At 66.3% G+C, this 12,842-nt stretch carries 7 protein-coding genes and 1 pseudogene; 6 read left to right on the forward strand and 2 right to left on the reverse strand.

The genetic code is table 11. The features are described from left to right. The first annotated feature begins 1,016 nt into the window (after positions 1 to 1,016). From ACFVWD_RS55035 to ACFVWD_RS55045, 3 genes are all read left to right on the forward strand, one after another. Complete coding sequence (locus ACFVWD_RS55035; RefSeq protein ID WP_389606448.1) at positions 1,017 to 1,166, forward strand: hypothetical protein; 150 nt, start codon at positions 1,017 to 1,019, stop codon at positions 1,164 to 1,166. Between the two features lie 340 nt (positions 1,167 to 1,506). Then, positions 1,507 to 2,559 (forward strand): M12 family metallopeptidase, encoded by a 1,053-nt coding sequence (locus tag ACFVWD_RS55040; protein WP_389606449.1) that lies wholly within the window; start codon positions 1,507 to 1,509, stop codon positions 2,557 to 2,559. Between the two features lie 477 nt (positions 2,560 to 3,036). Then, positions 3,037 to 5,064: a serine hydrolase gene (locus ACFVWD_RS55045; RefSeq protein WP_389606450.1), complete on the forward strand. Its 2,028-nt coding sequence runs from the start codon at positions 3,037 to 3,039 to the stop codon at positions 5,062 to 5,064. 814 nt (positions 5,065 to 5,878) lie between these two features. Here the strand turns inward: ACFVWD_RS55045 and ACFVWD_RS55050 are convergent. Then, positions 5,879 to 6,010 (reverse strand): hypothetical protein, encoded by a 132-nt coding sequence (locus ACFVWD_RS55050; RefSeq protein WP_389606452.1) that lies wholly within the window; start codon positions 6,008 to 6,010, stop codon positions 5,879 to 5,881. Positions 6,011 to 6,749: 739 nt separating this feature from the next. Between ACFVWD_RS55050 and ACFVWD_RS55055 the strand changes: the two are divergent. Continuing rightward, positions 6,750 to 6,914, forward strand: a pseudogene (locus tag ACFVWD_RS55055) (transposase); the annotation flags it as partial. Positions 6,915 to 7,250: 336 nt separating this feature from the next. Here the strand turns inward: ACFVWD_RS55055 and ACFVWD_RS55060 are convergent. After that, entirely contained in the window at positions 7,251 to 8,822 is a 1,572-nt protein-coding gene (locus ACFVWD_RS55060; RefSeq protein ID WP_389606454.1) for a protease pro-enzyme activation domain-containing protein, read from the reverse strand. A 560-nt stretch (positions 8,823 to 9,382) separates the two neighbouring features. On the opposite strand from ACFVWD_RS55060, the gene ACFVWD_RS55065 reads away from it, so the two are divergent. Together ACFVWD_RS55065 and ACFVWD_RS55070 are read left to right on the forward strand one after the other, a co-directional pair. Further along, positions 9,383 to 9,931, forward strand: a complete 549-nt coding sequence (locus ACFVWD_RS55065; protein ID WP_389606455.1) for a CU044_2847 family protein — start codon at positions 9,383 to 9,385, stop codon at positions 9,929 to 9,931. A 4-nt stretch (positions 9,932 to 9,935) separates the two neighbouring features. Further along, positions 9,936 to 12,842, forward strand: a 2,907-nt coding sequence (locus ACFVWD_RS55070) for a trypsin-like peptidase domain-containing protein (protein ID WP_389606457.1), incomplete at its 3' end; no start/stop codon positions are given.

The following is a 12,842-nucleotide window of genomic DNA, read 5'->3' on the forward strand; positions in this document are numbered from 1 at the left end:
CCCCTCCTCCCCCCCGGCCGCCGTGTGGGCCGCCCCGCCCCCCCCGGCGCCCCCCCCCCCCCGACAGCCGCGGAGCAGCAACTCGCCTCGTACGCCGCGCTCCTCACCTGCGTTGCAGTCTGCGCCCAGGCGGTCGGGAACGGTGACCGGTCGTTGCTGGAAGACAGGGCTCGCGAACTAGCCACAATGGCCGCCGAGCTGGAAGCGGCTGCGCGAGAGGGTGCAGGGCCAGGTCAGCCAGCTAACACTGGGGCGGTGCTGGCCCGCACCAGTGAGAGTTCAGACTCACTGGTCGCCCTGCTCCGGATACTTCCCGCAAACCGCGGCGGATGACCTGTGCGTCGGACAGACGACGGCCCAGGACTGTGACCACGGTGTCACACCCGGCGCCCCCGGTGCGCTGCCTCCCGCTGAAGTCGCCCCCCGCCGGGGCGAATGCCTGCTCGACCGCCCTTCGCCGCGCCTCAGCCGAGGCCGAGCGTGCTGAGCGCAGTCGTCCAGTCGTTGACGATCGCCCGCTGAGCAACAGCGAGGGTGACCTTGTTGGCGCAGACCGCGGTGTGGAGTTTCATCTCCACCGGTCCTTCCGGTTGTTGACCTTGGCGCCCGCCTTGTGGCCCGGGTCCGGCGGCTCGACGCCGCGTTCAGCGCCTTCTCCTCGCCGGTGGCGGGCAAAGCAGCGCAGGCAGAGGCGGATGCGGCCGGAGACGTCGACTGGCTGGTGTCGGTCGACTCCACGATCGTGCGGGCCCACCATCAAACCGCCGGAGCCCGAAAACACCGTGGTGAACGCGGTTCCCCGGGATGCACGACAGCGAAATCTGGAGCAGCATCGAATCAGGGGAATTGGTTCGACCAGGATTCGCGACTGTAATCACCCGTCGAACGATCCAGAAACATACGCCAGGTCAGGAATGACCTTTCAACGGTCAATCACTCTCGGCCCGGGCATGTTCCGGGAATGCCAGCATCAGCAGAAAACGATGGGGCGTTTCGCTATGTCCAACAATCAACCGATGGGTGTCCCAGCACCGCTCCAGAGCTTCGATCCAGCTGTCGAACTGCTCCAGGAGGCACCGGAGGAGGGCGTCGGGAGCGGGCTCGACTCGACGGTCCAGGAAGACGAGGGCCCGGCGGCCGGTGACGCCGATGCCGCGGCGGCGTAGCCGCCTCCCGTCGTGTCGGTGGAAGACGTACCGCGGACCACTCTCGCAGATCGGTGGCGCGAGCACATAGAAGCCTAGGTGGCGCATCAAGCCCTACGAGCGGGTCCTCATCGCACCCAACAATCAGCAGTTCTAGTCCGACGACGGGTACAAGTGGGAAGGCCGCTACGGGCCCGCCTACACCTATCTCTACCCGTTCGACTCCTGCCTGGGTTTCGGCTCGACCGGTGCCCGGATGACGGTGACGATGCGTCAGCACGACCAGTACGCCTATCCCGGTGGCGTGAACGTGGATGTGTGAGCCCCCCGCCGCCACAAGCACTAAGTCAGGAGCATCACCATGGTTGCTCAGCAGGAAAAGGACGCTCAGCGGTACTGCGCTCAGCCTCCGCAGAGAATACCCGTGCTGCCCTCGGACCTCAGCCTTCCGCGGACCAGGGCGATACTGGCCAATCATGCGAAGTGGGTGAACGGAACTCAACTGCGCTACAGCTTCCTCGACGGCGCCGACGACGGTGTGTCAAAGGAGTGGTTGACCGAGGTCCACAACGGTTTCGAGGAGTGGGAGCGCCTTGGCATCGGATTGCAGTTCCGTCCCGAGGACAACCCTGCGGACTCGGAGATCCGGATCGCCTTTGCCGACGACGGATCCTGGTCGTACGTCGGCACGGACTGTCTCGGCATCAGCGCCGAAGAGGCCACGATGAACTTCGGATGGGACCCGACGTCGCCCTACGGCAAGGCCACGGTCAGGCACGAGATAGGGCACGCGATCGGCTTCTGCCATGAGCACCAGAATCCGTTCGCCGGAATCGAGTGGGACGAGGAGAAGGTCTACGCGTACATGGCTGGATCGCCCAATTTCTGGCCACCGGAGACGACCTACCAAAACATCATCCGCAAACTTTCCACGGACCAGGTGAGCGGTTCGCAGTGGGACGTGAAGTCGATCATGGAATACGGATTCGGGCCCGGTCTGATCAAGCGACCGGAAGCATATCGGAACGGCATTCCTTCCCCGCTCAAACTGTCTGATCAGGACAAAGAGTACGTGAATATATGGTATCCGCCGCTTGCTCCTCACATGGACGAGTTGAAGCCGTTCCAATCGGCCATCCTCAGCCTCGGCTCAGGAAAGCAGGCCGATTATGAGGTAATCCCGGAGAAGAGCCAGAAGTACCAGTTCAGCACCTTTGGGGACGCCGACGTGAAGATGGTTCTCTTCGAGGAAGCCGACGGTGAGAACCTTCGCTACGTCACCGGCGAGGACGACAGCGGCGAGGACCGCAACGGCCGCTTCGAGATCAAACTCTTCAAGCAACGCCGGTATGTCCTCCGTGTCCGGATGTACTCCACGTGGGGTTCTGGGAACGCGTCGGTCATGTACTGGTGACCGTCGGCCGGTCGCGGGGAACTCGGTGCTGGCGAGCGGGCGGCCTGCTCCAGGCGCCGCACACTTCTCTCGCGCTGCGCGTCGGTCTTCCCGGTGAACACGAACGCCACCGGCACGTAGCCTCCCGCCCCGTCGCCGGATGGAGGCGCGATCACAGCCGGAAGTCGTGCACCACCGTTCCCCCGCCGGCGGGCCGCCACGCCGCACTCGACGGGAAGAAATCCGAAGAACGGGCGCACAGAACGGCAGCGTCGCCTTGAGCGCGGGCAATGTGCGTCATGCACCAAGGCCATGTTTTCGCCGTTGCCGACATTGCTCCTCGCAGCAGCAATGCAGCGCCCTTCGGTCACACCGGCCGAAGACGGTAGCCGGGCCGGAGGGAATATCGTGACTGGGTCATCAGAAATACCGGAGGTCGCGGCACACCAGAATCACCCGACACCGAGTCGTCGCGATTTCATCAACGGATCGCTTGGCTTGACCGCGGCACTCGCCGCCTTCTCCGCCGGCCTCCCGCAGGGCCGCGCCTTCGCCCCGCCCTCAGCCGATCTGCCAGGGGGCGCCAGTGCGACTCTGCAGTCGCCCGTCATCCAACCGTGGACCGCCCGACACAACCTGACCGCGGGGCAATACGAAGAGGAAGCCGGTCGGCTCAAGAAGGAGGGCTACCGGCTTCTGGACCTCTGCGGCTACCAGGTCGGTGCCGAGGCCCGATACGCCGCGATCTGGGAGAAGCGGGCAGGGCCTGAGCAGTTGTCGAACCACGCTGTGCGCTTCGACCGGTACAGTGACTATTTCGCCACAAACAGTGGCTCGTTCCAGCTTGTCCGGCTCAACGGTTACAACATCGCTGGCGACGTGTTTTTCGCGACGATCTGGGAATCTCCAACGGGGTCGGCACCCAAGTGGTGGTCGGAAACACACTCCGCCCCCAAGTGGTGGGCACGGCACGAGGTCAAGCAGTCCGAACTGCAGGCCGTGTTCGATGACCGCGACACGGCAGGATACCGGCTCGTGGACATCAGCGCGTATCCCGGGCCGGGATTCCTCGGCACACAGTTCGCCATGGTCTGGGAGCTGGCCGGAGAACAGCACTGGGGATGGATTCCGCCGCGGGTACGCGAGTACTATCAGCGGGATTTCGAGAAGGTCATAGCGCAGGGCTACCGACCGGCCCGTGTCAGCGCATTCCTACCCGGCGGCTCAGGGCAGACGGCATATTATACGGCGGCTCTGGAGAAATCCGTGAAGTGCCCCTTTTATGCGCGGCACGGCATCAGTTCCGGGATGTACCAGCACGAGGTCGAGCACCAGGGGAGATCGTACCGGCCGATCTTCGTGGGCGGATTCACAGCTGACTACGGCGGCGGCAGGAAGGCGACGCCGGGGTTCAGCCCCATCTGGCGAAGGTGCGAGGCCGACAGCATGGTCCCGCACCTGACAGAGGCGTACATGAAGAAATTCGACGTCCCCGGACTGTCCCTGGCGTTCGCACAGCAGGGCCTGCTGCTCTACGCCGGGGGATTCGGCCTCGCGGACAAGGAAACCGGTGAAAGGGTGACGACCTCCAGCCTCTTCCGGATCGCCAGCCTCACCAAGGGGATCACCTCCACCGCCATCCTGAGGCTGATCGAACAGGGAAGAATCCGAATGACGGACACAGTCTTCGGAACCCGCGGAATCCTGAGAACGACATACGGCACGCAGCCCTACGGTCCCGGCGTCGAAAGCATCACCGTCCAGAACCTACTGGAGCATACAGCCGGCCCCGGCTGGAGCAACGCCTCTCCCGATCCGGTGACCCAACAACCTGGACTGGATCAAGCGCAGCTCATTTCCTGGGTGCTCGACAACCGCCCTTTGAACAACGCCGGAGGGACCCCGGGCGTCGAATGGAAGTACTCCAACTTCGGATACGTCGTACTGGGGCGGATCATCGAGAGGGTCACCGGCCGGTCATACGAGGCGCACATCAGACAGGACGTCCTGGCCCCCTGCGGGATCACCAGCATGTTCCTGGCCGGGAACACCCGTGCGGACAGGCGCGCTGGAGAGGTCACGTACTACGACCAGGCCGGGGAGGACCCGTACGGCATGCAGTTGACCCGGAAGGATGCAGAGGGAGGCTGGTTGGCCACCCCGGTCGACCTGATGCGCTTCGTTACACGGGTGGACGGCTTCCCCGAGAAGCCCGACATCCTGAACTCCGCGTCGATCACCACCATGACCACACCGTCCACGGCCAAGGGCGCCAATGGCTACGCCAAAGGCTGGGCCACGGATTCCGCCACCGAGACCTGGTGGCACATCGGACTGTTGCCGGGAACCAGCTCTGTGGTGGCGCGCACCAAACACGGCATCTGCTGGGCCGCCGTCGTGAACACCCGAAAGTGGGACACTGGCGATAAAGCAAACGCGGACAAGAACGCCGACGCGGGTCTCTACAAACTGATGTGGGACATACATGACCAGGTGGATGCCTGGCCCGGGAAACAAGATCTCTAGTGGCTCGCCAGCAAGGTCCCGTAAGCAGTCGCGCAGCCGGGCGTGGGCCGGGGCGGCGTCATGACATGGGTGCCAGGCCCGGCCCAGTCTCAGTGGCAGCAGCGGAACGCGGCACCGCAGGACTTGATCTGCTCTCGCAAGTCGTTCGTCTGCTCACCCGGGCGCCCGAGCCGATGACCCGTACCGGACAGGTCGGCAAGACCAACATGCAGATCACAGCCCCGCCTTGGGGATGGCGTCGGCTGACACGGAGAGCATGCGCAGCGGTCCGTCCCCGGCGGTTCGAAGCACCGTTAGCGAATCTCCTGTGCCAACGGAGGTCGATGATCAGTAGGTTTGTGTCATCACAGCCTGAACGACCTGCTCGGAGGGGTGAAGGTGAAAGGGGCGCAAGTCACCTTCCGCTTGGAGAGAGGTGTTACCGGATTCCAATCCCGAGGCTCTGCGCCCCCAGGCCCTGAGTGCCATCAACCGTGGGTGGGAAAGCGCGTTGAGTCGAGGAGTTCGTCGGGGTGAGCAACATCAGTGGGGGCACCGCCGAGTACCGCGAGGCGCTCAGTCGCTCAGACGGGTACGGCGTGACTCTGAACGCGGCTGCTGGCATTCGCCTTCTACCACTCGATGCTGCGCAGGCCACCGCCTACTTGCAGGGCGATGCCAGCAGACCGGGCACCGCGGCCGCGGCACGCTGGAACCTCCTGCCAGTGCTCGACGGCCTGGACGAGCTACGGGTCATCGCAATGCTGGGGACCGGCGCCCCCTCCTCCGCCCAGGCGCTAAGTACTCCACTTGGGCTCTTCCTGGCCCGCACCATCTACAACCCGCGCCCCGGTGAAACCCGGCTCTCCAGCAGGGCGTGGGCCAAGGTGTCACTGCTGGATTGTTCCAGGTCGTGGGGAGCGGGCGCGCGCAGCGCGCGGTGGTCCCGTATGAGTTGGTCGGCCATCCAGGCATAAAGGTCCTGCCGGCCCGGGTCCCAGGAAGCCAAGGAAAACAGGACCGGGACGGGATCGCCAGGCTGGCGATGTTCGATCAACGCGAGCAAGAGAAGGATCAGGAGCACAGTCTTGCCCGCACCCGGGTCCCCGAGGACAGGCAGACGACAGGTGGGGATGCGCCGGCGAAACACTTGTTCGATCTCCGCGCCCCGGCCGGTGAGCCCCTCAGGACCCACAGCCCAGTGGGCTGGGTTGCCAGGAGGATCCCCGGGCCAGCCCTCGGCCAGGTCACGCAGGCTCGGCCATGGCTCGACCAGCCCCGCGCCTGCAGAGGTCCAAGAGATCGACAGAGGGCGAGGATCGTTCACACTACGCACCTGGGCTTCCTGCTCCCATTGTCTCGCCCCTGCCTCCGCAAGCCTGTCGGCCAAGTCCGCCAACGGCGTTGAACCCGGGGCGGCCATGCGTGGACGAAGTGTGGAATACAGCAGCACTGGCAGGCCCAGTAACCTGGCGAGGAGGCCGAGAACAGTCCCCAGATCTGCGGCGGTCCTCACACCGTGGCGGTAGAAGTACCACGAGAGCCCCGTAATGACGAGGGCAGACCAGGTCGGCCCCAGTCACCTCAGCACGCGTCCCTTCACGTGCCAATCATCAGGGATCCAGGGTAGTTCTCCTGGGATTTCGCGACGGCATGACCAGGTCGTCTCTATGCGATCATGCGGCTGCTCCCGTCCAGGTTCGTTGATGTGGACATGGGGCAGGGGTGATCTCAGTGATGCCGAGTGGGAACGGCTGCGGCCGTTCCTGCCGGTCAGCAATGGGCGTTGTGGCCAGTGGCGGGATCACCGGCAGGTGATCGACGGGATTCTGCACCGGGTGCGGACCGGAGTGCAGTGGCGTGATCTGCCCTTTGTCGGCTGTCCGGCGGCCCGGATCCCGCCGACAGAGATCGGGGGGGGACCCTGATCAGCGTCCAGACGGTGCAGCGCCGCGTCGGCCCGGCCGGCGCGGATCGGCTGCGTCCCGCTGCCTGGTCTGGTGCCCCCCTTTCTCGACTTGACGGTGGCCGGGCGCGCCTTGCTCCTGGTCATCTGGGCGAGTTGACTCAGGTCGTGCCGTTCGAGCTGGTCGACGAGGTACTTCCTGCTAGCGATGTGCTGCCTTGGATCAAGCCCACCACGTCGCGGCAAGCCGAAAGCCCGCCCGGCACCTCTCAGGCACCCGGCGGGCCCGGTTCCGGGAACCTCAGCCAGTCACCGTCTCCCGCAGGGAAGCGAGTAGTTCCGTGCCGTCGGGGACGCCCAGACCCGTACAGGCATCCCACCCGGGGGCAGCACGGAATTCACCGTTAGTGCCCACGGTGATGTCACGAAATCCGCGTGCGGTGTGTCCGGGCGTGGCGTTGGCGTACAGCAGGGGCTGGAGCATACCGAGTGGCCGGCCAAGCGCCTCAACCAGGCGGCAGGTCAGGGCCGCCCAGAGGGGGGCGACGGCGCTGGTACCGCCGATGACCAGACGTTGCCCGTCCACCAGCACTTCGTAACCGGTGGCCGGATCGGCGACGCCTGATACATCCGGTACACCGCGGCCCGGAGCACCTCCGTCATGCGGGACACCGGCAGTGGTCTGCCAGGCAGGAAGGGGGAATGCCTCGCTGACCCCGCCGCCGGTGGCGCCGTCGCCGTCGCCGCCCCACACCCTTTCGCTGCGCACGGCCCCGGTGTCAGGGTCGGCGTCCAGGCGGGTGCCTCCGCAGGCCAGTGCATGCGGGCTGGACGCCGGGAAGTCGGTGTGCGGCAGGCCGTCGCCGACCTTGTCCTCACTGCCGTCGTCGCCGGCCGCGACGCACACCGTCACACCGAGCGCCGCGGCATCAGCGAGCGCCTCGTCGAACACGGCGCGGGCCTGGTCGGTCCAGAAGATCTCCGGCGCGCCCCAGCTGATGCTCAGCGCGGCCGGTGTCGGGGTGGCGTGGACAGCGGCACTCACCGCGTCGACAAAACCCTGGTCGTCGTTGTGCGCGAAGTACACCTGCTGGTGGGCGCCTGGTGCCGTCGCGCCCGCGACCTGAATGTCCAGCAATACCTCCCCGTCGGCGCCGTCCGGGTCGGCACCTGGCACATTGCGGCCAGTTCCGACGTTCACCATGGTCACCCGAGGCGTCGGCATGCCGAGGGATGCGAAGTACGTCTCCAGTTCGGCCGGGTCGGCGCCACCACCCAGTTCAATGATCGCTAGCGTCTGGCCGCTGCCGTCGGTGCCGGGAGGGAAGCGGTACACCTTGGCGAGCTGATGCGGTTTGTAGGAGGTCTGGCGGCCCCTGGCCCGTGCGCGCCGCAGATGGGGACGGGCCTGCGGCCGGTTGTCCAATCCCAACACCGCCACGACCACGCCGGCCAGCTCGTCGGGCACATGCAGCGAGCCCTCACGGTGGCGGTGCTGGATGGGCGCACCACCAGTCGGATCCGGGCTGGACACCTCGGACAACTGGGTCCCGAACGCCGCGGCCATCACGTCCGCAGTGCCGGTCACCTTGAGGCGCCGGGATGCCAGGTCGACGTCGGTCACCCTGAGACCGTGGCGGCCCAGCACATCGCGCACCAGGTCTGCGTCGGCCGGGTTGGCACCGTACTGCTGGGCAAGCTCGGCTTGCGAGATCGTTTCGGTCCCCACGATCAGCTCGCGCGGAACCTCCGCTCGGCGGCGCAGCATGACCGTGGCCTCGATGGGCGTCGAGCCATCGACGGGCCCTACGCGGCGCGTCCTGGGCGCGGCCGTACGTTCACTGCCAGGAATAGCGACAAATCGTTCACTCATGACACAAAGTATCGATCCAATTACTGTGAGTCCGCACTTCGAACGGCGTCGCCTCCAGCCCTGTACTCAGCACCGACTGGCCGGGCGTACCGCCCCCGGCCTCAGACCCGCACCACCGGCCAGGGGCTGGCCGACAATGCCGCCTTCCGTAACTCGACGTGGAGTTACCTGAACGAACTGTCGGCCGGGCGCCGGCCACCGCAGAGGACGATCTGCCACGCTCCGCGTGGACATGACCGTCCGGAAAAGGGGCCCTGCCGGACTACCGCAAAGCGGGCCTGATCCGCGACGCTACCTCCGCCGTCCCGCAAGGATCGCGCCCGGCATCCCCGAGCGCCACAGTTTCGCCTACGTCCGCCACGGCATCGTTGACCTGTTCGCCACGATGAATACCGTCACCGGCAGAGCGGTCGGCAAAGCTGTATTGCGTCGCTTGTGGGGCGCAGACCAAACGGTCTCCTTCGTACGGCCCACTCCGGGCTGCGGCGTGCACCGGATTCGATGATGATCACCACGACAGGTCGTGCCGGAGCCTGCGCGGCCACGGCTCTCCTGCCGTGGTGCTGTCGCCGACCGGAACCACATCTGCGCGGAGCCTCGCTGCCGCCCACGAACGTCTCGATGGCATTGGTGGCATCGACCTCGGCGGCGTCCTGGCCGTTGACCGAGCCGGAACCAATTGCGACAGCGGAGTCGGCATCGACGCGAGCGGCACCTGCTCGTGCGCGCCATCGGTGAGCACGATGAGTGAAGGAGGAGCCATGACATGTCTGGCCCGGATTCCGTTGGAAGGCGGGGGCTCCATTCTGGTCGAGGCTCCGGCCGCAGTGGAGGGGCCGGTAAAGGCAGGTCGCGTCAGCGATGCCGTTCATGCTCTGCCGGGGAGTCTGCAAGAGGCTCTGGGGTCAGTCACTGAGGCGGCGCGCGCCACACTCGACCAGTTGCGCAGGGCCAACCCTGACGAGATCAGGGTCGAGTTCGGTGTCGACCTTGCGGTGGAGGCCGGGGCCGTGATCACCAAGAACAGTGCACACTGTCACTTGAAGGTGACAGTGGCGTGGAAGAAGCCCAGTCCTGGCCATTCCGGCGCAGACGAGCACTCGGGCTGATCAGGTGGACATCACCGGCAAGGGCCCGGACGGCGACCGCGCGTCGGGATTGCTCGCTGCCGTAGCCCAGATCCTTGGATGGAACGATCAGGTGGCCGGGGCCGGTTTTCTGGTCGCCGAGGGCGTCCTGGCCACCTGTGCGCACGTTGTACGCGCTGCCGGAGCCGGGCCCGGCGAGATGGTGCGGCTGGTTTTCCCGCACGTGGACGGTGCCCGCCCGGTCGAGGGATTTGTCCTGGCCGAGCCGTGGCGTGCCCCTGAGGACGAAGACGTGGCCATCGTGCGTCTGAGCGGTACCTCAGCTGATATGACGGCGTTGCCGTTGGGCTCCGCGGCAGGCTGCCGGGGCCACGAGGTGCGCTCGTTCGGGTTCCCCGCCCAGGCCCCGGCAGGCGGGCACTACGGCTTCGGTGTAGCCGGCGATCTACTGCCGCCCACCGAGAGCAGGGGTACTCATCTGCAGTTGACCGCCGCAAACGACCTGACCACCGGGTTCAGCGGCGGGCCGGTCGTGGACGAGGTAACCGGCCTGGTCATTGGCATGCTCACCGAGATCACCGCCCCCGACGATCACGAAAGAGGGCAGGGAATCGCCTATGTCACACCTACGCAGGTCCTGCGGGAGATCTGGCCCGAACTGACCGAGCAGGATGTCTGTCCCTACCGGGGATTGGAGCCGTTCACCGCAGAACAGGCCCAGTGGTTCGAGGGACGGAAAGACGCGGTGCGGCAGGTGCTGGCGAACCTGGCCCAGCAGCAACGGGTAACGCTGCTGCTCGGGCCCTCCGGCTCCGGCAAATCATCTTTGATCCAAGCCGGTGTCGTGCCTGCGTTGGCGGCAGGCGAGCTACCAGGCAGCGACAGGTGGTTGCCGGTGCTCACCCGGCCGAGGCAGGACCTGTTGGCCGAGCTGGAGCGCGCCGGACTGCCCGGGGCCGACAGCGACGGCATCGCGGCGGCCGTCACCCGCAGACTCGCGGCCGAGCCCGCCCGTCAGCGCATCGTACTGATCATCGACCAGTTCGAAGAGCTCCTCGCCCAGCCCTCCGCCGGCCGGGAGCTGGAGCGCCGCCTGGCCGCCACAAACCAGATCACCACCGCGGTGACCTCGCACGCCGAGCTCGACGTGATCCTGATCATGCGCGACGACTTCTACCCCCAGCAGGCCGCCCTGGCTCCCAAGCTGCTGGAAGCCGCGATGCCGGGACTCCTCAATATGCCGGGCACCCTGAGCCAGCAGGACCTGCACGACATCATCACGCTGCCCGCCCTGAACGTGGGCGCCCGCTTCGAGCGCGGGCTGCCCGAGCACATCATCACCGACGTCCTGGCCACTACTCCCGAGGGGTCCACAACCCGCCGGGCACCGGTCACCACGCTGCCTCTGCTGGAGCTGACACTCAGCCAGCTGTGGCGAAGGCGCCACGACGGATACCTCACCCACGACGCCTACCAGCGCATCGGCGGAGTAACCGGCAGCCTGACCACGTGGTGCGACACCGCCCTCAACCAGCTACCCCCCGATCAACGACCCCTCGCACAGCGCATCCTGACCTCTCTGGTGCGACCCGCCGACCCGCGCCACCACATTCCCGCCATCCGTCAGCAGGTCTCCCTGCGAGAACTGCGCGACCTGGCAGCCGACCCCAACAGCGCGCCTGACAGCGGCAAAGCCGTCGACGATGTCCTCGCCGCCCTCACTCGTCATCGCATCATCACCACCCACACACCCCGCGCCCACGGACGTCCCGACGCCCCTCCCGCACAGCCGGTAGCAGAACTGATCCATGACGCACTCATCCAGGACTGGGGCACACTGCGCGAGTGGGTCAGCCAAGATCACCGTTTCCACGAATGGTTCGTACGCACCCGTGAACAGCGCGCCCGCTGGGATGAAGGGACCGACCCTGGAGACCTGCTCGGGGGAACAGCACTGGCAGAAGGCCTCGAATGGTCACAACAACGCCGTCTGCCAGGCGACATCGCCTCCTTCCTCACCGCCAGCAAGCAACGCCAACAGGCCGTCATCCGGCGCAGCAGACACCTCAACGCGGTCCTGGCCGCCTTACTGGTCTTCACACTCGCCGCCGCGGGAGGAGCCCTTTGGCAGTGGCGGACAGCCGTCACCGAACGACAGGCAGCCCTGTCCCGTCAGCTCGCCACCGAGTCCAGCACGCTCATCAGCGCAAACCCCGACCTCGCCTCGCTCCTGGCCATCCAGGCCTACCGCACCAGCCACACTCCCGAGTCCATCGAAAGCCTGGAAAACGCCGCAGCCCTCCCGTTACGGCGGCGCTTGACCGGCCACACCCATTCGGTGGACCAGGTCGCGTTCAGCCCGGACGGCCACACCCTCGCCACCGGCAGCGGCGATACCGTACGGCTGTGGGATGTGGCAACAGGAAAGACGCGCGCCACCCTGACAGGCCACACCGACACGGTGAATTCCGTGGCCTTCAGCCATGACGGACACACCCTCGCCACCGGCAGCAACGACGACACTGTACGACTGTGGAACGTGGCCACCGGAAAGAGCCGCACCACCCTGACCCAGACCGGCACGGTGAATTCGGTGGCGTTCAGCCCGGACGGGCACACCCTCGCCACCGGCAGCAAAGACAACACCGTACGACTGCGGGACGTGGCCACCGGAAAGAGCCGCACCACCCTGACAGGCCACACCAACGCGGTCGACTCGATGGCGTTCAGCCCGGACGGGCACACCCTCGCCACCGGCAGCAAAGACAACACCGTACGACTGTGGAATGCGGCCACCGGAAAGAGCCGCGCCACCCTGACAGGCCACACCGACACGGTGAATTCCGTGGCCTTCAGCCCCGACGGACACACCCTCGCCACCGGCAGCGACGACAACACCGTACGGCTCCGGGATGCGGCAACAGGAAAGACC

The sequence above is a fragment of the Streptomyces sp. NPDC058086 genome (assembly GCF_042885015.1).
Classification (GTDB): Bacteria; Actinomycetota; Actinomycetes; order Streptomycetales; family Streptomycetaceae; genus Streptomyces.